The sequence below is a fragment of the Micromonospora sp. NPDC048894 genome (assembly GCF_040649765.1).
Classification (GTDB): domain Bacteria; phylum Actinomycetota; class Actinomycetes; order Mycobacteriales; family Micromonosporaceae; genus Micromonospora; species Micromonospora antibiotica.
This window is the reverse complement of sequence record NZ_JBEZFY010000007.1, coordinates 163,857-186,005: the sequence shown is the minus strand read 5'-3', so window position 1 is coordinate 186,005 and position 22,149 is coordinate 163,857. Positions and strand designations below refer to the sequence as shown.

Genomic DNA, 22,149 nt, shown 5'->3' with positions numbered 1-22,149 from the left:
CTCGGTTCGTTTCACTGCGGGCACCGCACCCGGGCGGTCGCCCGGGTCAGGCTAGTCCAGCGTCAGCAGACCCTGTTCGGACACCACGCGCACGGAGAGCGTCTTGTAGCCCACCTCGTCGAAGAGCACCGTCATCCGGTCGTCCTCGTAGTTGAGGACCAGGCCGGGGCCCCACTCGGGGTGCCGGACCTGGCTGTGCACCGGGAAGGGGCCGACCGCGCCGTCGTTGGCGACGCTGGTGCCGGCGTGGCAGTTGTCGCAGTGCCCGCAGATGTGCGACATCTGCTCACCGAAGTACGCCAGCAGCACCTGCCCCCGGCAGCCGGTGGTCTCGGCGAACGCCCGCATCATGTCGGTACGGGACCGGGTCACGGTCTGCTGCCGTTCCGCCTCGGCCAGGGCCGCCGCGCCGGCCTCCGCCGCGGTGGGGGCGTAGCGCGGGGCACCGATCTTCTGCCCGGCCCGGGGCTCGGCCGCGCCGATCTGCTCCAGCAGGGCCAGGTACTGGCCGAGCTTGCGCGGCCCGAGGCCGGTCGACTCGCGTAGCGCCTTCTTGGTGGCCGGTCGACGACGCAGCAGCGCGGCGAGGTCCCGCAGTTCGGTCTCGTCGGGCAGGCCGCCGGAGAAGTAGCGTTGCAGGCCGACGTCCTCGGCCCGCCACAGCAGCAGCACCCGGGCCGGCGCACCGTCGCGCCCGGCCCGGCCGATCTCCTGGAAGTAGCTGTCCGGCGAGTCGGGCAGCGCCATGTGCACCACCCAGGCGATGTTGGGCTTGTCGATGCCCATGCCGAACGCCGAGGTCGCCACCATGATCGGCACCTGGTCGGCGAGGAACGCCTCGTGCAGCCGGTGCCGGGCGGCGGTGGGCATCCCGCCGTGGTAGTACTCCGCCGGGAATCCGGCGGTGGTCAGTCGCTCGGCCAACTCCTCGGCGGCCCGCCGGGTCGGCACGTAGATGATGCCGGGCCGTACGTCGTCGCGCAGCAGTGCGATCAGCCGTCGCCAGCGGTAGTCGTCGGTCGGGCAGTGGGCGACCTCGACGAACAGGTTCGGCCGGTCCAGCCCGGAGACCACCACCTCGGGGTCACGCAGCCGCAGCCGGGCGATGATGTCGTCGCGTACCGGCGGGGAGGCGGTGGCGGTCAACGCCACCACCGGCGGGCGGCCGAGACCGTCGATCAGGTGGCCCAACGCCAGGTAGTCGGGGCGGAAGTCGTGCCCCCACGCCGAGATGCAGTGCGCCTCGTCGATCGCCACCAGGGCCGGCTCCAGCGACCGCACCTCGGCCATCCGGTCGGGGTTGGCCAGCGCCTCTGGGGTGATGAAGAGGAACTCCGCCCGCCCCTGCCGGATCTCGGTGATCGCCTCGGCCTGCTGGGCCGCGCTCTCGTCGGAGCTGATCCGCACCGCGCGCAGCTCGGGCCGCTGGCGTTCGTTGAGCGCGGCGATCTGGTCCTGCTGGAGGGCCAGCAGGGGGGAGATCACCACCGTCGGCCCGGGGATCAGGCTGGCCGGGATCTGGTAGATCGCCGACTTGCCGGCTCCGGTGGGGAGTACCACCAGGGCGTCGCGTCGTTTCATCACCGCGCGCATGGCGGCGAGCTGGTTGGGCCGCAGCGCTTTCCAGCCGAACAGGCTGCGCGCCGCGCGGCGCAACGTCGTCGAGTGCATGGACAGCTTCATCGAGGGCCGGAGGTACCCGGGGGCATCGATGCCGAAACCGCTCCCACCGGATCGGACCCACCGCCCACGGGGGCCGGTACGTCGCAGGTCAGGCGTCGTGACCGGGCGCGCACACGCGATCGACCACGGGTCACCGACGGCGGTGTGCGTCGGTGACCCGTGGTCGATCGTGGTCGGTGGGGGAGGGGTCAGCGGAGGTGGGGGAGCACCTCACGCTGGTAGAGGTCGAACAGGCCCTGCCAGTGCGGGCCGGCGTTGCCCACGTAGACCTCGTCGAAGCCGGCCTTGGCGTACCGGTCGATCATCTCGAGGTGGGCGTCGGCGCTGTTGCCGCAGACGAAGCCCTGCCGCACCTGCTCCGGGGTGACCAGTTGGGCCGCCTGCTCGAAGTGCCGTGGGGAGGGCAGCACCTGGGACAACTCGCCCGGCACCCCGGCGTTGGGCCACGTCTCGTACGCGATCCGGGCGCCCTCGTCCTCGGTGTCGGCGTACGCGGCCTTGAAACCGGCCTGGCACGGCTTGTCGCCGCCGCCGTTGTCCCGGAACCGGCTGACCAGGTCGCCGTCGGGCATCATGCTCACGTAGCCGTCGCCGATCCGGGCGGCCAGGTCGACGGCCTTGGGTCCGAAGCCGGAGACGTACACCGGCGGGGGTGTGTCGGGCAGCGTGTAGATGCGGGCGTGCTCCACCGTGTAGTGCCGGCCGTGGTGGTTGACGAAGTCGCCCCGCCACAGCTCCCGCAGCACCGCGACGGCCTCCTCCAGCATCTCCAGCCGGACGTCGGTCTGCGGCCAGGCGTCGCCGAGGATGTGCTCGTTGAGCGCCTCGCCGGTGCCGACGCCGAGGACGAACCGGCCGGAGTGCATGACGGCGCTGGTCGCCGCGGCCTGCGCCAGCACCGCCGGGTGGATGCGGACCGTGGGGCAGGTCACCGCCGTGCTCACCGGTAACGAGGTGACCTGGCTCAGCGCTCCGATGACGGACCAGACGAAGGGGCTCTGCCCCTGGGCGTCCGTCCACGGGTGGTAGTGGTCGGAGATCCACAGTGCCTGGAAACCGGCCCGCTCGGCACCCCGGGCCTGCTCCAGCAGTTGCGCCGGGGTGAACTCCTCACTGGACAGGAAGTAACCGATCTTCATGGTGTCCCCTCGCCGGGACGCCGCCGGGTGCGGCGTGACCTCCGCTAGCGGTACCCCGGGTGGTGGGGGATCAGTCGGTCAGCGGCGGCCGAACATGGCGCGGATCGCGGCCAGCAGCAGCAACCCGCCGACCACCAGGCCGAGCAGGCGTACGCCGGGGATGTCGGCCGGGGAGGTGGCGTCGGCGAGCGGCGGCAGGTCCATCCCCGCACTGTCGCACGCCTCCCCGACCGACGCCAGACAGTAACAGTAAGGTTTATTGACTATTACGTCGCCCGGTGTGACCATGGCAGCACCGCGACGGCACCGGGCCGTCGACACGCGACGGGGGTACCGGGGCCGGATGAACGAGCGCAACCTGGCGGGGCTGGCCGCCACCGTCCTGCAACCCGGCTTCGTCGGCACCACCCCGCCCGACTGGGTCTGCCGGTGGCTCGCCGACGGGCTCGGCGCGGTGGTGCTGTTCGCCCGCAACGTCGTCGACCCCGAGCAGGTGGCCGCGCTCACCGCGACGCTGCGCGCCGAGCGCCCCGACGTGCTGGTGGCCATCGACGAGGAGGCCGGCGACGTCACCCGGATCGAGTCCGGCCGGGGCAGCTCCCGACCCGGCAACCTCGCCCTCGGCGCCGTCGACGACCCCGCCCTCACCGAGGAGGTGGCCCGCGACCTCGGCGTCGAACTCGCCGACCTCGGCATCACCCTCAACTACGCGCCGGACGCCGACGTCAACATCAACCCGGCCAACCCGGTGATCGGGGTGCGTTCCTTCGGCGCCGACCCGCAGCTGGTGGCCCGGCACACCGCCGCCTGGGTACGCGGCCTCCAGTCCGCCGCGGTGGCTGCCTGCGCCAAGCACTTCCCCGGCCACGGCGACACCCGGGTCGACTCCCACCACGACCTGCCCCGGATCGCCGCCAGCCGGGCCCGGCTCGACGCCGGCGAGCTGGTCCCCTTCCGGGCCGCCGTCGCCGCCGGGGTGCAGGCGGTGATGACCGGGCACCTGCTGGTCCCCGCCCTCGACCCCGACCTGCCGGCCACCCTCAGCCCCCGCATCCTCGGTGACCTGCTCCGCGAGGAGCTGGGCTTCTCCGGCGTGGTGGTCACCGACGCGGTGGAGATGCGCGCCGTCGCCGACCGGTACGGCTTCGCCGGCACCGCCGTACGGGCCCTCGCCGCCGGGGCGGACGCGATCTGCGTCGGCGGCGAACGCGCCGACGAGGCCACCGCCCGCTACCTGCGCGACGCGATCGTGGCCGCGGTCCTCGCCGGTGAGCTGCCCGAGGAGCGCCTCGCCGAGGCCGCCAAGCGGGTCGGTCAGCTCGCCGAGTGGAGCACCGCCGCCCGCGCCGGCCGGCCCGCCCACGCCCCCCGCCCCGCTGACGGCTCACCGGTCGGCCTGACCGCCGCCCGGCGGGCGGTACGGGTCAGCGGCGACGCGGTCGGCCGGCTGCCGTTGACCGCCGCCGCGCACGTGGTCGAGTTCGCCGCGCCACACAACATCGCGATCGGCGCGGAGACCCCGTGGGGGCTCGGGGCACCCCTGGCCGACCTGATTCCCGGCACCACCACCGTCCGGCTCACCGAGGCCGACCTGCCCGCCGACCCGACCGCCGCGGCGGCCGGCCGACCGCTGGTGCTGGTGGTACGGGACCTGCACCGGCACCCCTGGATGCGGGCCGCGGTCGACCGGGCGTTGGACACCCGGCCGGACGCCGTCGTGGTCGAACTGGGCCTGCCCGAGCTGGTCACCGGCGGGCTGCACCTGGCCACCCACGGCGCGACCCGGGCCGCCGCCCGGGCCGCCGCCGAACTGCTCACCGGAGCCCGCTGACCCGGCCCCGCCGGCCAGCCCCGCCCCGCCGGCCCGCCCCGCTGACCCGCTCCGCCGAACCACCCGGCCGAACCGCCGGTTCAGCGGCCAGGCCGGTCGGCCCCCGGCGGTTCAGCGGCCAGGCCGGTCGGCCCCCGGCGGTTCAGCGGCCAGGCCGGTCGGCCCCCGGCGGTTCAGCGGGCCGCCGGTTCCCCCTGGTCGGTGAGCCGGTCCAGCTCGGCCAGCAACCGGTCCACCTCGTCGAGGGTGTTGTAGTGGTAGACGCTCGCCCGGACGGCACCGCCGCTGTCGCGCCACCCGAGCGCCTGGAAGTACTCGTAGGCGTAGTAGTCGCCGCTGGACAGGCAGAGCCCGGCGGCGCCGAGTGCGGCGGCCAGCCCGGCCGGCGTCCACCCGGCCAGCCGGAACGACACGGTCGGGCAGCGGCGTGCCCCGGCCGGCAGGACGGTCACCGCCGGGCGGGCGGCCAGCCCGGCGGCCAGTCGGGCGAAGACCGACCCCTCGTGCGCCTGGGCGGCGGCCAGGCCGGCCCGGATCCGCGACCGGCGGTCCCCGGTCGCCGTCGGGTCCAGCCCGGCCAGGTGGTCGACGGCGGCGGCCACCCCGGCGAGCAGCGGGAAGCTCGGGGTGCCGGCCTCGAACCGGTCGGGCACCGCGTCGGAGGAGGGGATCAGCTTGGCCGGGTGCAGCCCCGCCCAGCGGGCCGGGTCGGCCACCATAGCCCCCAGGTGCGGCCCGGACCACTTGTAGGCGCTGGTGACCAGGAAGTCGGCACCCGAGGCGGCCAGGTCGGTCGGACCGTGCGGCACCGAGTGCACCCCGTCCACACAGACCAGCGCGCCGACCGCGTGTGCCGCCGCGGCGATCGCCGCCACGTCCGGCATCGTGCCGGTGGCGTTGCTGCCGGCGGTCACCGCGACCAGCCGGGTCCGCTCGCCGACCAGGTCGGCGAACTGCCCGGCGGGCAGTTCACCGGTGCCCGGGTCGAACTCCGCCCAGCGGACGGTCGCCCCCGCCGCCTCGGCCGCCTGCACCCAGGGCCGCACGTTGGCGTCGTGGTCGAGCCGGGAGACCACCACCTCGTCCCCGGGGCCCCAGTCCGCACCCAGCGTCCGGGCCAGGGTGTACGTCAGCGTGGTCGCGCTCGACCCCAGCACCACCCCCTCCGGTGCGCCGCCGAGCAGATCGGCCACCGCCGTGCGGGCCTGCGTCACCAGCTCCAGCGAACGCCGGCCGGGCACGGAGGCGGTGCTGCGGTTGCCCACCGCGAGGCGCATGGCGTCGGCCACCGCGTCGATCACCGGTTGCGGGGTCTGGGTGCCACCGGCACCGTCGAAGTGGGCGAAGCCCTCGGCGAGCGCGGGGTACGCGGCCCGGGTCCGGGTGATGTCGATCGGCATGCCGGGACCCTAGCCCGCCCGCCACCAGGCCGGAGATCCACCCGGGTGGTGGGCTGGGCAACGTCTCGTACCCTTGGTGGGGTGACGAAGCGAAGCGCCACCGCCCCCACCCCCCTCCGTCGGACCGCCGGCCTGCTGGCCGGCCTGGCGCTCGGCGTGGCCGTGCTGGCCGGATGCAGCTCGGACGGCGCCGACACCGACTGCGGGCTGGACGCCTGCACGGTCACCTTCGACCGGGGTGTCGACGCCCGCGCCTCCATCCTCGGGGTCGAGGCGAAGCTGATCGGCGCGCAGGGTGACCAGGTCACCGTCGAGGTGGCCGGCGAGCAGCTCTCGTTGACCATCGGCCAGCAGGCCACCGAGGTGGGCGGTTTCGCGGTCACCCTGGACAGCGTCACCGACCAGCAGGTGCAGATCCGGGTGTCGCGCAACGCCGGCAGCTGACCTGCCCCGGGCCGGCGGCACCACGTTTGGGGATCTTCCCGAACGGAGATTGTGGGCCCATGTCTCTCACCCGGAACGCACAAGCCACCGCTAGCCGCACCGCGGACAGCCGCTGGCTGGAACTCCTCGCCCGGGCCGGTTTCATCGGCTACGGGATCGTCCACCTGCTCTTCGCCTGGGTCATCCTCCAGATCGCCTTCGCCGGCTCCGGCGAGGAGGGCAACCAGAACGGGGCGCTGCGCGCCCTGGGCGCCCAGCCGATGGGCAAGTTCCTGCTGATCGCGATCGCCGTCGGCCTGATCGCGATGGCCATCTGGCAGGCCCTGGAGGCGGCCGTCGGCCACCACGCCAAGCGCGGCAAGGAACGCCTCTTCGAGCGGATCGCCTCGGTCGTGCGTACCGTCGTCTTCCTCTGGCTCGCCTGGACCTCGATCAAGGTGGTGCAGGACGCCAGCTCCAACAGCGCCGACCAGCAGGAGCAGTTCAGCGAGAAGCTGATGGCCTCCAGCGGCGGCCGTGGTCTGGTCGGGTTCGCCGGCCTGGTGCTCGCCGCCGTCGGCATCGGCATGGTGATCTACGGCTACAAGAAGAAGTTCGAGCGGAACCTCAAGACCAACGAGATGAACGGCAAGACCCGGCAGACGGTCCGCCGGCTGGGCATGGCCGGTTACATCGCCCGGGGTGCGGTGTTCGCCGTCGCCGGCCTGCTGATCGTGGTCGCGGCGATCAACTACGACCCGGAGAAGGCCCGTGGCCTGGACGCCGCGCTGCGCACCCTGCGGGACCAGCCGTACGGGCCGTTCATCCTGGCGCTGATGGCGCTCGGCATCGCCGCCTTCGGGGTCTACTGCTTCTTCCAGTCCCGGTTCCGCAAGATCTGAGCCTGGTCGATACCGGAAACGCCGGGCACCATTGGGCCTTTGCCCGATTGCGATCAGCCCGGCCGGAGGGAGACAACCACGTGCAGGACTACCTCGAGACGATCGCCGCCGCGGCCACCGCGGCGGCGATCGCGCTGTTGCTCGTCGAGGTGGTACACCGGGTGATCCGGCGGCTGGGCCGCCGGTCCCACCTGATGACCGAGTTGACCGCACACGTGCACCGGCCGTTGCAGGTCGCCGGCACGGTGGTGGCCGTCCAGTTCGCGGTCCGCTGGACCACCGGCTACGCGGTGGGCACCGGGTGGCGGCAGGCCGTGCTGCACATCCTGGTGCTGGGGGTGGTCGCCGCGGTGGCCTGGCTGGTCGCCTCGTTGCTGGTGGTGGCGGAGGACACCGCGTTGGCCCGGTTCCTGCGGGTCGACGTGCCCGACAACCGGCACGTCCGGCGGGTACGCACCCAGGTGGTGCTGCTGCGCCGGTTGACGATCGTGGTGATCGTCGTGCTCGCCGTCGGTGTGATGCTGATGACCTTCCCCGCGGTACGGGGCATCGGCGCGGGCGTGCTCACCAGCGCCGGCCTGGTCGGTGTGGTCGCCGCGCTGGCCGCGCAGAGCCTGCTCGGCAACGTCATCGCCGGCCTCCAGCTCGCCTTCAGCGACGCGGTCCGCCTCGACGACGTGGTGGTGGTCGAGGGGGAGTGGGGCCGGATCGAGGAGTTGACGCTCAGCTACGTGGTGGTCCAGATCTGGGACGACCGGCGGCTGATCCTGCCCACCTCCTACTTCACCAGCACCCCGTTCCAGAACTGGACCCGGACCGAGGCGGCGGTGCTCGGCACCGCCGAGTTCCACCTCGACTGGTCGGTGCCGGTGCAGTCGATGCGGGAGGAGCTGCGTCGGCTGGTGGAGAGCACCGACCTGTGGGACGGCCGGGTCTGCGTGCTCCAGGTCACCGACGCCACCGGCGGCGCGATCAAGGTGCGCGCCCTGGTCAGCGCCGCCGACGCCGGCAGCCTGTGGGACCTGCGCTGCCTGGTGCGCGAGCACCTGGTCGGCTGGGTCCGCGACCACCGCCCCACCGCGCTGCCCCGGACCCGTACCGAGCTGGGGGACTCCTCGGGCAGCCTGCCCTGGCAGTGGGTGCAGCCGCGCCGGCCGGTCCGCCGCCGGTCCGAGGGCGAGGTGCCCGACGACGCCCGGGTCTTCGGTGGCAGCGACGACGGCGACGCCCGCAGCGAGGCGTTCGTGGGTCCCGACGGCGACGCCCGTGGCGACGGCGTCGCCGTCGGTGCCGACCATGGTGTCGACGGCCGGCGCTGAGCCGATCCGCCGTCCGGCGCTGAGCCGATCCGCCGTCCGGCGCTGAGCCGATCCGCCGGCCGGCGCCGGGCCGGGTGGAAGTGCCGCCGGCCGCCGCCGGGTCGTCACACAGCCCTCGTGACACTTGGTCTCGGGGGCTGTGTCGGTCCCGCTTCCGCGTTTCGCCGGACGATCCGGGCCGACCTGGGGTCAGATGTGGTTGGTCACCGTGTGCAGGATTGACGGACGGCGGCTCCGGGCATACAGCGCGGTGATGACGAAAGGAGGACAGCATGGCTGACGTCGCGAACCACCGTACGTCCCGGACCGGGAGCGAGCCGTCCACTGCCGAACTGGTGCAGCGGGCTACCGAGCAGGTCTCCCGACTGGTCCGGGACGAGCTGGCCCTGGCCCGGGCGGAGCTGACCCAGAAGGGCAGGCACGCCGGGATCGGGATCGGCCTCTTCGGCGGGGGCGGGGCGCTGGCCCTGTACGGGCTCGGCGCACTGGTCGCCGCCGCGATCCTGCTGCTGGCTCTGGTGCTACCCGCCTGGGCGGCGGCGTTGATCGTGGCGGTGGTGCTCTTCCTCATCGCCGGGGTGCTCGCCCTGGTCGGGAAGAAGCAGGTCAGCCAGGCGGTCCCCCCGATGCCGGAGGCGACCGTGCGTAGCGTCCGCGCGGACGTGGACACCGTCACCGCCGCGGTGAAGGACAGGGGACGGGCATGACCGGCACGACAGGAAGCAACGGCAACGGGACCGGAGACACCGAGGCGCTGCGCGAGGAGATCCGGCGGACCCGGGTGGAGTTGGGCGAGACGATGGAGATGCTGGCCGCCAAGGCCGACGTCAAGGCCCGGTTGAAGGACTCGGCGGAGCAGGCGAAGGAGCGGGTGCGTGAGCAGGCCGCGCTGACCGTGGCCCGGGTACGGGGCCAGGCGGCGCAGGGTGTCGACCTCGCGCGGGCCCAGGCGTACGACACGTCGGTGGCGGTGCGGCGCGATCCGGTGCCGTGGGCGACGATAGCGGCCGGTGCGGTGGCCGCGGTGGTGGTGTTGTTGATCATTCGGGGGAGGCGCAGGTGAGCAAGGGCATCAGCAGGACCGCGTACAAGCCGGTCGGGGTGTTGCTGGGACTGGCGGCCGGCGCGCTGGCCGGAACGATCTTCCGGCAGGTGTGGAAGGCGACCGCCGGGGACGGTGAGGCGCCCGACCCGACCGACGAGGACCGCCGCTGGGGCGAGATCCTCGCGGCGGCGGCGTTGCAGGGGGCGATCTTTTCCGTCGTCCGGGCGGCGGTGGACCGGGGCGGCGCGGTCGGCGTACGACGGTTGACCGGGCGCTGGCCCGACTGACCCGTCCCGGCGCGCGCCACCGGGGCCGGCGCGGCGACCGCGCCGGCCACGACGGCGGCCCTCCGGTCCGGTGACGACGACCTGTGGCCCCCCGACCCATCGATGGGCGGGGGGCCCTTTTGCCTGGCTTTGCCGAGCCGGTCAGCAATCGTCGGGCATCCGTCAGGTCACATGTCGAAGAATTTCGTCGATTAGGCTGTGCAGAGTTTTTGGGTACGTGGTTTGCTGATCCCCGCTGTTGCGAGACGGCGTCGGCACGGAGCGGTCTTCCCCTCGTGGGCGGCTGCCCGGGTCACCGCTGCTCGAAACGGCCAATCGGCCGCACGGCGTGCTCGGCCGCCAGTTTTAGAAGGAGATACACATGGCGCAGGGAACCGTGAAGTGGTTCAACGCTGACAAGGGCTTCGGCTTCATCACCGTCGATGGCGGGGGTGCTGACGTGTTCGTCCACTTCTCGGCGATCCAGTCCAGCGGCTACCGCTCGCTGGAGGAGAACCAGCGGGTGGAGTTCGAGATCGCCCAGGGTCAGAAGGGTCCGCAGGCCGAGCAGGTCCGCCCCCTCTGAGCGAAGCCGGTCGGCTAACGCCAGCCCGGGTGATCCGGCCAGCCGGATCAACGAGAAGCCCCGTGTCCACCTCAGGACGCGGGGCTTTCCGCATCGCGCGGCTGCCCGGATCAGGGCAGCCGGCGGGCGCGCAGGCCGCGCCGCAGCAGCACCAGCCCGGCCAGCACCAGCAGCACTCCGGCGACGGCCCAGAACCGTTGGTCGCTCATCAGGCTGCCGTCGAGATAGCCGAGGCCCTGGACGGTCCAGACGGCACCGACCACCACGGCCAGCAGGCCCAGGGTGAGCGTGAGCCACCCTCTCACCGGTCCTCCCTCCCCGGGTCGGAGCCGACCCGGTCACCAGGATGCGGGCCGGGCCGGGCCGATGCGACGACCCGGCCGGCGTGGCTCACCACCGGTCGTGCACCCGGGGGCGGACCAGCTCGTCGTAGACCGACCGGACGGTGTCGAGTTCGGTCGCCGTCAGCGCGGGGGCGCCGGCCGCGGCGGCGTTGCCGCGGGCCTGCTCCGGGTTGCGGGCACCGGGGATGACCACGGTCACCCCGGGCTGGTCGATGATCCAGCGCAGGGCGAACTGGGCCATCGTGCGTCCGTCGCCGACCAGCGGGGCGAGCCGACGCACCACGGTCAGGCCGAGGTCGAAGTCGACCCCGGAGAAGGTCTCGCCGACGTCGAAGCTCTCCCCGTGCCGGTTGTAGGTGCGGTGGTCGTCGGCGGCGAAGGTGGTGTGCTCGTCGTAGCGGCCGGAGAGCAGGCCGCTGGCCAGTGGCACCCGGGCGATGATCCCGACGCCGGCCGCGGCGGCGGCCGGCAGCACCTCGTCGAGGGGCTTGAGCCGGACCGCGTTCAGGATGATCTGGACGCTGGCCACCCCCGGCCGGGCGATCGCGGTGAGCGCCTGGTCGCAGGTCTCGACGCTGACGCCGTACCCGGCGATGCGCTTCTCGGCGACCAGGGTGTCGAGACCGTCGAAGACCCGGTCGTCGGCGAAGACCTCGGTCGGCGGGCAGTGCAGCTGCACCAGGTCGAGGGTGTCCACGTCGAGGTTGGCCCGGGACCGGTCGGTCCAGGCCCGGAAGTTGTCCAGGGTGTACGCCTGCGGCGTCTGCTCGACCCGGCGGCCCATCTTGGTGGCGACGGTCAGCCCGTGCCCGGGGTTGTCCCGCAGGAACCGCCCGATCAGCTGTTCGCTGCGGCCGTCGCCGTAGACGTCGGCGGTGTCGAGGAAGGTGACGCCGGACTCCACGGCGGCGTCGAGGACGGCCAGGGCGTCGCTCTCGCTGACCTGTCCCCAGTCCGCGCCGAGCTGCCAGGCCCCGAGACCGACCACACCCACCTGCCGGCCGAGCCGGTCGAAGCTGCGCTGTTCCATGTGGTGAAGCCTAGTGACCAGGTTGCCGGGGCGCAGCGTGGGCCGTACCGTCGCAACAAAACGTACGTACGGTATGGGGGTAGTCATGTGGGACCCGACCAGCTATCTACGCTACGGCGACGAACGGTCCCGGCCGTTCCACGACCTGCTCGCCCGGGTCGGGGCGGAGCACCCACGGGCCGTCGTCGACCTCGGGTGCGGGCCGGGCACCCTGACCGCGACCCTCGCCCGCCGCTGGCCGGCCGCCCGGATCGCCGGCCTCGACTCGTCCCCCGAGATGATCGACCGGGCCCGCACGCTCGACACCACCGTCGACTTCACCGTCGGTGACGTCGCCGACTGGCGGCCCGCCCCCGACGTGGACGTGCTGGTCGCCAACGCGGTGCTCCAGTGGGTGCCCGACCACCCGGCCCTGCTACGCCGCTGGGCCGGCGCACTGCCGCCCGGTGGGTGGCTCGCCGTCCAGGTCCCCGGCAACTTCGCCGGTCCCGCACACCGGGCGCTGCGGGAGGTCGCCGCAGACCCCCGCTGGGCGGCCACCGTCCGGCCGTTGCTGCGCGAGGACCCCGTCGACGACCCGATCGGGTACGCCGCCGCGCTGACCGCCGCCGGCTGCGCCGTCGACGCCTGGGAAACCACCTACCTGCACCTGCTGCCCGCCGGTGCCGACGCCGAACACCCCGTGCTGAGCTGGCTGGACGGCACCGCCCTGCGCCCCGTGCGGGCGGTGCTCGACGACACCGCCCTGGCCGACTTCCGCGCCACGCTGGCAGCCCGGTTGGCCCACGCGTACCCGGTACGGCAGGGTCAGGTGTACTTCCCGTTCCGTCGGATCTTCGTGGTCGCCCGTACGGGTGCCCGTCAAGAGGAGCAGCAGTGACCGACCTGTCCGCCTTCATCGCCGAACTGCCCAAGGTGGAGCTGCACGTGCACCACGTGGGCTCCGCGTCCCCCCGGATCGTCGCCGAACTGGCCGCCCGGCACGAGGGACGCAGCCCCGTCCCGGCGGACCCGGACGCCCTCGCCGACTACTTCGCGTTCCGCGACTTCGCCCACTTCATCGAGGTCTACCTCAGCGTCGTCGACCTCATCCGCGACCCCGACGACGTCTGGCTGCTCACCCACGAGGTGGCCCGCGAGCTGGCCCGCCAGCAGGTCCGTTACGCCGAGCTGACCGTCACCCCCTACTCGCACGTGCGCCGGGGCATCCCCGCACCGGCGTTCTGCGAGGCCATCGAGGACGCCCGCCGCCGCGCCGAGGCCGACTTCGGCATCGCGCTGCGCTGGTGCTTCGACATCCCCGGCGAGGCCGGCCTACCGGCAGCCGAGGAGACCCTGCGGATCAGCCTCGACGAGCGCCCCGACGGGCTGGTCGCCTTCGGCCTCGGCGGCCCCGAGATCGGCGTACCCCGGCCGCAGTTCAAGCCGTACTTCGACCAGGCGCGGGCGGTCGGGCTGCACTCGGTCCCGCACGCCGGGGAGACCACCGGCCCGCAGACCGTCTGGGACGCCCTGCGCGAGTTGGGTGCCGAGCGGATCGGCCACGGCATCTCCGCCGCGCAGGACCCGGAGCTGCTCGCCCACCTGGCCGAGCGGCGCATCCCGCTGGAGGTCTGCCCGACCTCCAACGTGCGCACCCGGGCCGTCGCCCGGATCGAGGAGCACCCGTTGCGGCAACTGGTCGACGCGGGGGTGCGGGTCACCATCAACTCCGACGACCCGCCGATGTTCGGCACCACCCTCAACGACGAGTACGCGGTCGCCGCCCGACTGCTCGACACCGGCCCCGACGGGCTCGCCGCGCTGGCCCGCCAGGCGGTGTCCGCCTCGTTCCTCGACCCGGCCGGCCAAGCCCGCATCATCGCCGAGATCGACGCCTTCGTGGCGGCCCACTGACCCACCACGGGGTCGGGAGAAGTGGTGTACACGCGGCGGGAGCTGGTGTGGGGGACCGTGCCCCCGCCGCGCGTACCGATCCACCGGCCGGTGGGTGTCAGGGGCGACAGGCCGGTGGAACTGATGGGTTCGGACAGATCCTGTCAGCCGGCACGTCCCGCGTCGCCGTCGTTAATCCGGATCTAAGGAAACCTTGCGCCGCAGCACAGTCACGGCCGGCGCGACCCGGCCCGCAGGCGGCGCTCAGTCGTCGGTCGGACGCGGCCGGGGCCAGCGGCGGCCACCCTTCTGCTCGCGTGCCTCGCGTGCCATCCGGCCCACCAGACCGAACCGGTTGACCTGCCGGGGCGTCGCCTGCGGATCGGCCAGCAGCATCACCACACTCGCCCCGCCCAGCCGGGCCCGGTCGAGGCTCACCGAGCCGTTGGCCTGCAACGCCACCCGCCGGGCGATGTCCAGCCCCAGCCCGGTCGAGCCCTGGCCGCTGGCACCACGCCGCAACGCCCGGTCCGGGTTGGCGATGCCCGGCCCCGCGTCGTCGATCCGGATCGCCACGTAACCGTCCCGACGGGAGACGGCCACCTCGAACGCGGTGCCCTGCGGGGTGTAGCGGAAGACGTTGCCGATCACCGCGTCCAGGGCGGCGGCCAGCTCGGCCCGGGGCACCAGCACCGGAATCCGGAACTGGGCGCCGCTGACCCGGTGCGGGCGGTTCTGGTCGCCGGCCAGCGCCGCCCAGAACACCATCCGGTCCCGGACCACCTCGCTGACGTCACACTCGGCCGGCCCGGCCTCGTGCGCGACGGACTTACGGGTCGTCTTGATCAGGACGTCGATCTCGCCCTCCAGGGTGACGATCGCCTGCCGGATACGCCGGATCGTGCGCCGCCGGTCCAGCTCCGCCGGGCTGAACGAGCCGACACTGGTGTCGTCGGAGTCCAGCCCCTCGGCGTCCAACCGCAACACCGTCAACGGGGTACGCAGCCGGTGCGACAGGTCCGCCACCAGTTCCCGCTCGTCGGTGCGGGCCGCCACCAGCCGGTCGGCCATCCGGTTGAACGCGTACCCGGCCTCGGCCAGCTCACGGGGACCGCTCGGCTCGACCCGTACCCCCAGGTCACCGTCGCCGACGGCGAGCGCGGCGCGGACCAGCCCCCTGGTGGAGTCGACGGCGCGCGCGGCGACCCGGTCCACCACGACCACCGCCGCGCCGACCAGTGCCACGGCCACCCCGGTGAGCAGCAGCCAGGTGCCACCCGCCCCCTCGTCGAGGACGGCGGCGGGCACGAAGACCTCGACCACGGCGACCCGGCCGTCGAGCACCACCGGGTCGAGCCGCACCAGCCCACCGTCGACGTCGACGACCCGCGACTGCTCCCCGGCGCGGGCCCGCTCCACATCCTCGGCGGAGGCCCGGCCGGCGGGCTGCTCCCCGGCCAGGCCGTGCACCACCGGGCGGGTCGCCGGGTCGTCACCGGTGGCCTCGACCGCGCGGCGGACCGTCGCCGGGGCGGTGCTGACGGCGAGCGCGCCCGTGACCATCGCGCCGCGTCGCGCCGCGTCGGCCAGCGCCTCCTCCCGGACCTCACCGCGCAGGGTCAGCCCGAGCGGAACGAGGAACGCCGACGCGACCAGCGCGCACATGCCGGCCGTCAGGGCGGCCAGCGCCGTCCTCAGTCGGGGGCCACCAGCCGGAACCCCACCCCCCGCACGGTGCGCAGGTAGCGCGGCTTCGCCGCGGACTCGCCCATCTTTCGCCGCAGCCAGTACAGGTGCACGTCGATGGTCTGGTCCTCGCCGACCGACGGCTGGCGCCATACCTCCTCCAAGAGCTCCCGCCGGGACACCACCCGGCCAGGTCGTGCGGCCAGGTACGCCAGCAGGTCGAATTCCTTGCGGGTGAGCGCCAGTGGCTCCCCGTCGAGCACCGCACTGCGTTCGCCCACGTCCACCCGCAGGCCGCTGACGGTGTGCACGGCCGGGGCCACCGTCCGGCTGGCCCGGCCGACCCGGCGCAGCACGGTGGTGATCCGGGCGTCCAGGTGGGCGCCGGTGAACGGCTTGACCATGTAGTCGTCCGCGCCGGCCCGCAGCAACCGGACCACCGACTGCTCGTCGTCGCGGGCGGTGGCGATGATGATCGGTACGTCGGTGATGCCGCGCAGCATCCGCAACGCGTCCGAACCGTCCAGATCGGGCAGGCCCAGGTCGAGCACGACCAGATCGGGGGTCTCGGCGGCGACCCGGCGCAACGCGTCCAGGGCTGTCCCGACCGCGTGCACCGCGTGCCCCCGTTCGCTGAGCGAGCGCAGCATCGCGCCGCGGACGACGTGGTCGTCTTCGACCAGGAGCACGGTGGCCACGTCAGCACCGTACTGCCCGTGGCAAGTCGGGTGCGTTGCGACGGACCCGTGAACCGGGCAAACTGGTACGACGATGCCGTTCACCCTCTTTCCCGACGCACGGCTGGCGCTGGCCCGGGACAGCCTGGCCGGGCTGTCCGTCGGCGACGCCCTCGGTTCCCAGTTCTTCGTCCCGGGCCGGCGGCCCGACGACCTCGCGGCCGGCCGGTTGCCCCCGCCGCCCTGGCAGTGGACCGACGACACCGAGATGGCCTGTTCGGTACTTGCCGAACTCGCCACCCACGGCGACGTCGACCCCGACCGGTTGGCGCTGGCCTTCGCCACCCGGGCCGAGCCCTACCGGGGCTACGGCCCGGGTGCGGTGACGATCCTGCGGTTGATCCGCACCGGCACCCCGTGGCCGGTGGCCGCCGCGTCGGCCTTCGACGGTCAGGGTTCCTGCGGCAACGGCGCCGCGATGCGGGTCGCCCCGCTCGGCGCGTGGTACGCCGACTCGACCACCCGGGCGGCGACCCGGGCCCGCGCCAGCGCCGAGGTCACCCACGCCCATCCGGAGGGGGTCGCGGGAGCGGTGGCGGTGGCCGTCGCCGCCTCACTCGCCGCCCGGACCCGGCTTGAGGGGGAGCACCGTCCCGACGTCACCCGGCTGCTCGCCACCGTCGCCGGGGCCCTCGACCCGAGTACCGAGGTGCACCGGGGGACACGCCGGGCGGCCGGTCTGCTCGGCCGCCCCCTCGACGAAGCGGTCGCGGCCCTGGGTAACGGCTCCCGGGTCACCGCCCAGGACACCGTCGCCTTCACCCTCTGGGTGGTCGCCACCCACCTGGCCGACTACCCGGCCGCCATCCGTGCCTGCGTCGAGGCGGGCGGGGACGTCGACACCACCGCAGCGATCGTCGGCGGGATCATCGGCGGCCACACCGGGGTCGGCACGCCCGGCGGGGTGCCGACCGACTGGGTGGCCGCCCGGGAGGCGCTCCCCACCTGGCTGGACTGAGACCGCCCGCTCCGCGTTCGGCCTGCGGCGGGTCCCTCGGCTCTCCGCGTGCTGCCACCCGGTCGGTGCTCAGCGTGCCGCCAGCTGCTGCCACCAGCTCGGCGCTGGCATCTGCTCGGCGTGCTGGCATCTGCTCAGCGCGCTGCCACCTGCTCGGCGTCGGTGTCGGCGTGGTCGGTCGGGACGTGCTCGTCGAGCCGCCAGCCCTGGTCGGAAGGGGTGCGCCCGACCGGGGCGCGGTCGGTGTCCGACGTCGGGTCGTCGGCCCCGGCGGGCTCCGTGTCCCCGGCGGGCTCCGTGTCCCCGGTGGGCTCCGTGTCGGCGGCGGCCCGACGGCGGGAGCGGCTCGCCACCCAGCCGATCGCCGCGCCGCCGCCCAACCCGACCAGCAGGCCACCGCCGAGCAGCAGGTCGGCGCTGGGGCCGCCGTCGCCCTCCGTCGGTGCGGCGGCGTCCGGGGCGGACTGGGCGTCCGTCGCGTCGGCCGCCCCGCCGTGGTGCCCGGGGGCGGCACCGGGGGCGGGTGGCACCAGTGCCAGCGTCGGGGCGGGATGCCCACCCCCCACCGGGTCGGCCCAGCGCACCACCGTGCCGTCGGAGTAGGTCTGCACCACCTCGAAGGTCATCCGGTCGAGCTGCGGCAGCGGGCCCATGGCCACCGAGAGTCGCGCCGGACCCGACACCGCCGGTCCGGCACCCCGGGTCCAGACCACCGCCGAGGTCACCGTGCTGACCGACGGGGCGTGGATCCCGGCGACCGGCGCGTCCAGGTCGCGGGAGGTGATCAGTGGTGCCCAGCCGTCCACCGACAGCGGGTAGACCTCGCCGATCGGGGCATCCGGCGGGAGCCTGAACTCGATCTTCTCGGTGCGCGCGCCAGGCCGCTCCTCGGGCACCACGAAGGTCAACTCCACCGCGTCGCCCTGCACCGCCTGACCCGGGCTGGACGTCACCCCGTCCGCCGACGCCGCGGTCGGGGCGCCGAACACCCCGGCCGCCACCGCCGCCAGCACCAGTACGGTCCGACGCCGCCGGGCGCCACCACGGGTCGTCGCCATCTTCCGCCCCCATCCGTCTCGCCGCGGCCGACACCGGCTCCGGCCACACCTGGTAGTTCGGACGGCGGGCCGGAAAGGTTCAACGCCGGTGCGGGTCGATACCGCGACCGGGCTTCCTTTCCCGGCGACCGGGGGCGACGGCGGGACCGATAGCATCGAAGCAGCCGGCGCGTCCGGCCCATCCGTGCCGCCTGCCGTTGAGGAGTTCACCGTGTCCGCACCCCGTACCCCCGTCGTGGCCGACCCCGTCGTCGTGGCCGCCGGGACGACGGCGGCCGACGCGGTGGCCGCGGCCGGGCTGCCCGCCGCCGGCCCGAAGGCGGTCGTGGTGGTCCGCGACCCGCAGGGCCAGCTGCGTGACCTGGACTGGGCACCCGCCGAGGAGACCACCGTCGAGCCGGTCAGCCTCGACTCGCCGGACGGCCTGAACGTGCTGCGGCACTCCACCGCCCACGTGCTCGCCCAGGCCGTGCAGGACGTCTTCCCCGAGGCCAAGCTGGGCATCGGCCCGCCGATCGAGAACGGCTTCTACTACGACTTCGCGGTCGACAAGCCGTTCCAGCCCGACGACCTGGCCAAGCTGGAAAAGCGGATGCAGGAGATCGTCAAGTCCGGCCAGCGGTTCCGCCGCCGCCGCTTCGACAGCCTGGACGAGGCCCGCACCGAGCTGGCCGCTGAGCCGTTCAAGCTCGAACTGATCGAGGTCAAGGGCGAGGGGCTGGACACCAGCGAGGTGATGGAGGTGGGCGGCGGCGAGCTGACCATCTACGACAACCTCGCCGCCGGTGAGGACAAGGTCTGCTGGTCGGACCTGTGCCGGGGCCCGCACCTGCCGAACACCCGGCTGATCGGCGCGTTCAAGCTGATGCGTTCGGCCGCCGCGTACTGGCGGGGGTCGGAGAAGAACCCGCAGCTCCAGCGGGTGTACGGCACCGCCTGGCCGACCCGCGACGAGCTGAAGGCGTACCTGAAGCTGCTGGAGGAGGCCGCCCGGCGCGACCACCGCAAGCTCGGCGTCGACCTCGACCTGTTCAGCTTCCCCGACGAGCTGGGCTCCGGCCTGGCGGTCTTCCACCCCAAGGGCGGCATCATCCGCCGGGAGATGGAGAACTACTCCCGGATCAAGCACGAGCAGGCCGGCTACTCGTTCGTCAACACCCCGCACATCACCAAGGGCCACCTGTACGAGGTCTCCGGGCACCTCGACTGGTACGCCGACGGGATGTTCCCCCCCATGGAGGTCGAGGGGGCGAACTACTACCTCAAGCCGATGAACTGCCCGATGCACGACCTGATCTTCCGGTCCCGGGGCCGCTCCTACCGGGAGTTGCCGCTGCGGATGTTCGAGTTCGGCACGGTCTACCGGTACGAGAAGTCCGGCGTGGTGCACGGCCTGACCCGGGTCCGGGGCATGACCCAGGACGACGCGCACATCTTCTGCACCGAGGAGCAGATGGCCGGCGAGCTGAAGTCGCTGCTCGCCTTCGTCCTGGAGCTGCTGCGCGACTACGGCCTGGACGACTTCTACCTCGAACTGTCCACCCGTAACCCGGACAAGTCGGTCGGCACCGACGAGAACTGGGTGCGGGCCACCGAGGCGCTGCGCTCGGCCGCCGAGGAATCCGGCCTCACCCTGGTGCCCGACCCGGGCGGCGCGGCGTTCTACGGCCCCAAGATCTCCGTCCAGGCCAAGGACGCCATCGGCCGGACCTGGCAGATGTCCACCATCCAGGTCGACTTCAACCTGCCCGAGCGGTTCGGCCTGGAATACCAGGCGGCCGACGGCAGCCGGCAGCGGCCGGTGATGATCCACCGGGCCCTGTTCGGGTCGATCGAACGGTTCTTCGGGGTGCTCACCGAGCACTACGCCGGAGCCTTCCCGGCCTGGCTGGCGCCGGTGCAGGTGGTCGGCATCCCGATCCGCGAAGACCACACCGAGTACCTGCACGGCTTCGTCGCGGCGCTGCGCGCCGAAGGCATCCGGGCCCAGGTCGACGCGGGTGACGACCGGATGCAGAAGAAGATCCGCACCGCCCAGCAGCAGAAGATCCCGTTCATGGTGATCGCCGGGGACGACGACGTGGCCGCCGGCACCGTGTCGTTCCGCTACCGCGACGGTTCGCAGCGCAACGGGGTGCCGGTCGCCGAGGCGGTCGCCCACGTGCTCGACGTGGTCTCCTCGCGTACCAACTCGGGGCCGTCCGCCGGCAGCTGACCCCGGCCCGCCACCGGCCGCGTACCCACGGCCGGTGGCGGTCGGCGCGGGAGATCGTAGGATCGGCGGTGTGACTGGGGCGGAGCGGCACCTCGACGGCGACACGGACCACGGCCCGGCGGACGACGGACTGGCGGACGGGCTCGACCGGCTCTGGACGCCGCACCGGATGACCTACATCTCGGGGGAGGACCGGCCGGAGGGCGGCTACGAGAAGCCCGCCGGCTGCCCGTTCTGCCTGGCCCCCGGCCTGCCGCCGGAGCGGAGCCTGGTGGTGGCCCGGGGTGAGCACGTCTTCGCGGTGCTCAACCTCTACCCGTACAACCCGGGGCACCTGCTGGTCTGCCCCTACCGGCACGTGGCCGACTACACCGCCCTCGACCAGGCCGAGACGGTGGAGCTGGCGGCGTTCACCCAGACCGCGATGCGGGTGGTCCGGCAGGTCAGCAGCGCGCACGGGTTCAACCTGGGGATGAACCAGGGCGGGGTGGCCGGCGCCGGCATCGCCGCCCACCTGCACCAGCACGTGGTGCCCCGGTGGGGTGGGGACATCAACTTCATGCCGGTGATCGGCCGGACGAAGGTGCTCCCGCAACTGCTCTCCGACACCCGCGAGTTGCTCGCCCGCGCCTGGCCGTCCTGAGCGGCGGCCCGGGCTGTCCGCGAGTTGCTCGCCCGCGCCTGGCCGTCCCGGCCGGCGGCCCGGGCCACCCGCCACGGCACCCCCGGGTCCGGCGCGGGCCGGTGTGCCGGGGCCGCGTGACGGCACGTCCGGGTCGGGCGCGGGTCGGTGGGCCGGGCCTGCGTGACGGGTGCGGCGGTCGGTGTGGCGACTCCTAGGATGTGATCATGGCGTTGTTGCACCAGGCGGAGATCCGCCCCACGAAACTCGAACTCCTGGCCGGTTGGCTGCCGGGCCGGCGCTGGTATTCCGGGCCGGCGGCCGGCGAGCCGGTCCGGGTGGCCGCCTACCGGTTCGACGACCCCGCCGGTGCCGTCGGTATCGAGACGATCCTGGTACGGGTCGACGCCGGCCCGGTCTACCAGGTCCCGCTGACCTACCGGGACGCGCCGTTGGCCGACGCCGACGAGTGGCTGGTCGGCACCACCCACCACTCGGTGCTCGGCCCCCGCTGGGTCTACGACGGGTGCGGCGACCCGGTCTACGCCGCCGTCCTGGCCGCCGCCATCCTCACCGGCACCGGTCAGGCGCAGGAGTACTTCGAGATCGACGGAGTGCGGGAAGTCCGCGAGCCGTCCATGACGGTGGCCGGCACCGGCAACGTCGGGGCCCCCGTCGTCGGCGCGGTACGCCAGGTGGGCGACGACGACCCGACCAGCATCGGCACCGACACCGTCGACCTGCTCGTCGCCCGCCGGCTGCCCGGTGCCGGACTGCCCGAAGACGGGCCGGCCGCCGCCACCCTTACCGGCCGTTGGCCTGGGCAGTCGACCCCGGTGCCGCTGGCCCGAGCCCTGCCCCGCTGATCACCCGGCGGGCCCCGGCACCACCGGGCGGGCCGCCGTCGTCCGTGCCGCCACCGGGTGGGTCGCCGTCGTCCGGTGTCCGCGTCGCCACCGGTGGGCCGGGTGGGTCGCCGTCGTCCGGTGCCACCCTGCCCGCCTTCACCGCCCGCGACGGCGTGTGCCGA

At 73.6% G+C, this 22,149-nt stretch carries 23 protein-coding genes; 14 read left to right on the top strand and 9 right to left on the bottom strand.

Annotated features, from left to right (window positions below):
• Positions 1 to 51: 51 nt before the first annotated feature.
• The 3 genes from AB0C22_RS17710 to AB0C22_RS17700 form a co-directional block, all read right to left on the bottom strand.
• On the bottom strand, positions 52 to 1,683 hold the full coding sequence (locus AB0C22_RS17710; RefSeq protein WP_357535905.1) for an ATP-dependent DNA helicase RecQ: 1,632 nt from the start codon (positions 1,681 to 1,683) through the stop codon (positions 52 to 54).
• A 188-nt stretch (positions 1,684 to 1,871) separates the two neighbouring features.
• Complete coding sequence (locus tag AB0C22_RS17705) at positions 1,872 to 2,822, bottom strand: TIGR03557 family F420-dependent LLM class oxidoreductase (protein ID WP_219469544.1); 951 nt, start codon at positions 2,820 to 2,822, stop codon at positions 1,872 to 1,874.
• Between the two features lie 78 nt (positions 2,823 to 2,900).
• The gene (locus tag AB0C22_RS17700; protein WP_255470159.1) at positions 2,901 to 3,026 is read right to left on the bottom strand and encodes a hypothetical protein; all 126 of its coding nucleotides are present in this window, start codon (positions 3,024 to 3,026) and stop codon (positions 2,901 to 2,903) included.
• Between the two features lie 139 nt (positions 3,027 to 3,165).
• Here AB0C22_RS17700 and AB0C22_RS17695 point away from each other — a divergent pair, with 139 nt between their 5' ends.
• On the top strand, positions 3,166 to 4,653 hold the full coding sequence (locus AB0C22_RS17695; protein ID WP_357535902.1) for a glycoside hydrolase family 3 protein: 1,488 nt from the start codon (positions 3,166 to 3,168) through the stop codon (positions 4,651 to 4,653).
• Between the two features lie 173 nt (positions 4,654 to 4,826).
• Here the strand turns inward: AB0C22_RS17695 and AB0C22_RS17690 are convergent, their stop codons facing one another.
• A complete protein-coding gene (locus AB0C22_RS17690) occupies positions 4,827 to 6,053 on the bottom strand; it encodes a cysteine desulfurase-like protein (RefSeq protein WP_357535900.1) in 1,227 nt (408 codons plus the stop codon).
• A gap of 81 nt (positions 6,054 to 6,134) precedes the next feature.
• Here AB0C22_RS17690 and AB0C22_RS17685 point away from each other — a divergent pair, with 81 nt between their 5' ends.
• The 7 genes from AB0C22_RS17685 to AB0C22_RS17655 all read left to right on the top strand — a co-directional run bounded on the left by AB0C22_RS17685 (position 6,135) and on the right by AB0C22_RS17655 (position 10,594).
• A complete protein-coding gene (locus AB0C22_RS17685) occupies positions 6,135 to 6,497 on the top strand; it encodes a hypothetical protein (RefSeq protein WP_208569415.1) in 363 nt (120 codons plus the stop codon).
• Positions 6,498 to 6,556: 59 nt separating this feature from the next.
• The gene (locus AB0C22_RS17680; protein ID WP_208569416.1) at positions 6,557 to 7,378 is read left to right on the top strand and encodes a DUF1206 domain-containing protein; all 822 of its coding nucleotides are present in this window, start codon (positions 6,557 to 6,559) and stop codon (positions 7,376 to 7,378) included.
• An 80-nt stretch (positions 7,379 to 7,458) separates the two neighbouring features.
• Entirely contained in the window at positions 7,459 to 8,697 is a 1,239-nt protein-coding gene (locus AB0C22_RS17675; protein WP_219469554.1) for a mechanosensitive ion channel domain-containing protein, read from the top strand.
• Positions 8,698 to 8,969: 272 nt separating this feature from the next.
• Positions 8,970 to 9,404: a phage holin family protein gene (locus tag AB0C22_RS17670; protein ID WP_208569418.1), complete on the top strand. Its 435-nt coding sequence runs from the start codon at positions 8,970 to 8,972 to the stop codon at positions 9,402 to 9,404.
• Positions 9,401 to 9,760, top strand: a complete 360-nt coding sequence (locus AB0C22_RS17665; protein WP_219469557.1) for a DUF3618 domain-containing protein — start codon at positions 9,401 to 9,403, stop codon at positions 9,758 to 9,760. Before AB0C22_RS17670 ends, AB0C22_RS17665 begins: the two co-directional genes overlap by 4 nt.
• The gene (locus tag AB0C22_RS17660) at positions 9,757 to 10,029 is read left to right on the top strand and encodes a DUF4235 domain-containing protein (RefSeq protein WP_208569420.1); all 273 of its coding nucleotides are present in this window, start codon (positions 9,757 to 9,759) and stop codon (positions 10,027 to 10,029) included. The genes AB0C22_RS17665 and AB0C22_RS17660 overlap by 4 nt, the downstream gene beginning before the upstream one ends.
• A gap of 361 nt (positions 10,030 to 10,390) precedes the next feature.
• Positions 10,391 to 10,594: a cold-shock protein gene (locus tag AB0C22_RS17655; protein ID WP_067306996.1), complete on the top strand. Its 204-nt coding sequence runs from the start codon at positions 10,391 to 10,393 to the stop codon at positions 10,592 to 10,594.
• A 110-nt stretch (positions 10,595 to 10,704) separates the two neighbouring features.
• On the opposite strand, the gene AB0C22_RS17650 is transcribed toward AB0C22_RS17655, so the two are convergent.
• Together AB0C22_RS17650 and AB0C22_RS17645 are read right to left on the bottom strand one after the other, a co-directional pair.
• The gene (locus AB0C22_RS17650; RefSeq protein WP_219469560.1) at positions 10,705 to 10,899 is read right to left on the bottom strand and encodes a hypothetical protein; all 195 of its coding nucleotides are present in this window, start codon (positions 10,897 to 10,899) and stop codon (positions 10,705 to 10,707) included.
• Between the two features lie 85 nt (positions 10,900 to 10,984).
• Positions 10,985 to 11,968, bottom strand: coding sequence for an aldo/keto reductase (locus AB0C22_RS17645; protein ID WP_219469563.1), 984 nt, complete (start codon positions 11,966 to 11,968; stop codon positions 10,985 to 10,987).
• An 85-nt stretch (positions 11,969 to 12,053) separates the two neighbouring features.
• Here AB0C22_RS17645 and AB0C22_RS17640 point away from each other — a divergent pair, with 85 nt between their 5' ends.
• Both AB0C22_RS17640 and AB0C22_RS17635 read left to right on the top strand, forming a co-directional pair.
• Positions 12,054 to 12,848 (top strand): trans-aconitate 2-methyltransferase, encoded by a 795-nt coding sequence (locus AB0C22_RS17640; protein WP_219469566.1) that lies wholly within the window; start codon positions 12,054 to 12,056, stop codon positions 12,846 to 12,848.
• Entirely contained in the window at positions 12,845 to 13,864 is a 1,020-nt protein-coding gene (locus tag AB0C22_RS17635; protein ID WP_219469569.1) for an adenosine deaminase, read from the top strand. The genes AB0C22_RS17640 and AB0C22_RS17635 overlap by 4 nt, the downstream gene beginning before the upstream one ends.
• Before the next feature lie 243 nt (positions 13,865 to 14,107).
• On the opposite strand, the gene AB0C22_RS17630 is transcribed toward AB0C22_RS17635, so the two are convergent.
• Together AB0C22_RS17630 and AB0C22_RS17625 are read right to left on the bottom strand one after the other, a co-directional pair.
• Positions 14,108 to 15,508 carry a HAMP domain-containing sensor histidine kinase gene (locus AB0C22_RS17630; RefSeq protein WP_208569425.1) on the bottom strand — a complete coding sequence of 467 codons (1,401 nt, stop codon included), beginning with the start codon at positions 15,506 to 15,508 and terminating at the stop codon, positions 14,108 to 14,110.
• 29 nt (positions 15,509 to 15,537) lie between these two features.
• On the bottom strand, positions 15,538 to 16,227 hold the full coding sequence (locus AB0C22_RS17625) for a response regulator transcription factor (RefSeq protein ID WP_204961325.1): 690 nt from the start codon (positions 16,225 to 16,227) through the stop codon (positions 15,538 to 15,540).
• A 73-nt stretch (positions 16,228 to 16,300) separates the two neighbouring features.
• Here AB0C22_RS17625 and AB0C22_RS17620 point away from each other — a divergent pair, with 73 nt between their 5' ends.
• Positions 16,301 to 17,224, top strand: a complete 924-nt coding sequence (locus tag AB0C22_RS17620) for an ADP-ribosylglycohydrolase family protein (RefSeq protein WP_357535897.1) — start codon at positions 16,301 to 16,303, stop codon at positions 17,222 to 17,224.
• Positions 17,225 to 17,358: 134 nt separating this feature from the next.
• On the opposite strand, the gene AB0C22_RS17615 is transcribed toward AB0C22_RS17620, so the two are convergent.
• Positions 17,359 to 18,282 (bottom strand): DUF1775 domain-containing protein, encoded by a 924-nt coding sequence (locus AB0C22_RS17615; RefSeq protein WP_219469575.1) that lies wholly within the window; start codon positions 18,280 to 18,282, stop codon positions 17,359 to 17,361.
• A 211-nt stretch (positions 18,283 to 18,493) separates the two neighbouring features.
• Here AB0C22_RS17615 and thrS point away from each other — a divergent pair, with 211 nt between their 5' ends.
• The 3 genes from thrS to AB0C22_RS17600 all read left to right on the top strand — a co-directional run bounded on the left by thrS (position 18,494) and on the right by AB0C22_RS17600 (position 21,985).
• Positions 18,494 to 20,497 (top strand): threonine--tRNA ligase, encoded by a 2,004-nt coding sequence (thrS, locus tag AB0C22_RS17610; protein WP_219469577.1) that lies wholly within the window; start codon positions 18,494 to 18,496, stop codon positions 20,495 to 20,497.
• Between the two features lie 130 nt (positions 20,498 to 20,627).
• Positions 20,628 to 21,140 carry an HIT domain-containing protein gene (locus AB0C22_RS17605; RefSeq protein ID WP_357536109.1) on the top strand — a complete coding sequence of 171 codons (513 nt, stop codon included), beginning with the start codon at positions 20,628 to 20,630 and terminating at the stop codon, positions 21,138 to 21,140.
• 206 nt (positions 21,141 to 21,346) lie between these two features.
• Entirely contained in the window at positions 21,347 to 21,985 is a 639-nt protein-coding gene (locus tag AB0C22_RS17600; protein ID WP_357535894.1) for a hypothetical protein, read from the top strand.
• Positions 21,986 to 22,149 lie beyond the last annotated feature (164 nt).

What these genes read in the sequence shown, in the direction of transcription:
- AB0C22_RS17710 (WP_357535905.1), bottom strand. Translation starts at nt 1,683, where the DNA reads ATGAAGCTGTCCATGCACTCGACGACGTTGCGCCGCGCGGCGCGCAGC.
- AB0C22_RS17705 (WP_219469544.1), bottom strand. Translation starts at nt 2,822, where the DNA reads ATGAAGATCGGTTACTTCCTGTCCAGTGAGGAGTTCACCCCGGCGCAA.
- AB0C22_RS17700 (WP_255470159.1), bottom strand. Translation starts at nt 3,026, where the DNA reads ATGGACCTGCCGCCGCTCGCCGACGCCACCTCCCCGGCCGACATCCCC.
- AB0C22_RS17695 (WP_357535902.1), top strand. Translation starts at nt 3,166, where the DNA reads ATGAACGAGCGCAACCTGGCGGGGCTGGCCGCCACCGTCCTGCAACCC.
- AB0C22_RS17690 (WP_357535900.1), bottom strand. Translation starts at nt 6,053, where the DNA reads ATGCCGATCGACATCACCCGGACCCGGGCCGCGTACCCCGCGCTCGCC.
- AB0C22_RS17680 (WP_208569416.1), top strand. Translation starts at nt 6,557, where the DNA reads ATGTCTCTCACCCGGAACGCACAAGCCACCGCTAGCCGCACCGCGGAC.
- AB0C22_RS17670 (WP_208569418.1), top strand. Translation starts at nt 8,970, where the DNA reads ATGGCTGACGTCGCGAACCACCGTACGTCCCGGACCGGGAGCGAGCCG.
- AB0C22_RS17665 (WP_219469557.1), top strand. Translation starts at nt 9,401, where the DNA reads ATGACCGGCACGACAGGAAGCAACGGCAACGGGACCGGAGACACCGAG.
- AB0C22_RS17655 (WP_067306996.1), top strand. Translation starts at nt 10,391, where the DNA reads ATGGCGCAGGGAACCGTGAAGTGGTTCAACGCTGACAAGGGCTTCGGC.
- AB0C22_RS17645 (WP_219469563.1), bottom strand. Translation starts at nt 11,968, where the DNA reads ATGGAACAGCGCAGCTTCGACCGGCTCGGCCGGCAGGTGGGTGTGGTC.
- AB0C22_RS17640 (WP_219469566.1), top strand. Translation starts at nt 12,054, where the DNA reads ATGTGGGACCCGACCAGCTATCTACGCTACGGCGACGAACGGTCCCGG.
- AB0C22_RS17630 (WP_208569425.1), bottom strand. Translation starts at nt 15,508, where the DNA reads ATGTGCGCGCTGGTCGCGTCGGCGTTCCTCGTTCCGCTCGGGCTGACC.
- AB0C22_RS17620 (WP_357535897.1), top strand. Translation starts at nt 16,301, where the DNA reads ATGCCGTTCACCCTCTTTCCCGACGCACGGCTGGCGCTGGCCCGGGAC.
- AB0C22_RS17615 (WP_219469575.1), bottom strand. Translation starts at nt 18,282, where the DNA reads ATGGCGACGACCCGTGGTGGCGCCCGGCGGCGTCGGACCGTACTGGTG.
- AB0C22_RS17600 (WP_357535894.1), top strand. Translation starts at nt 21,347, where the DNA reads ATGGCGTTGTTGCACCAGGCGGAGATCCGCCCCACGAAACTCGAACTC.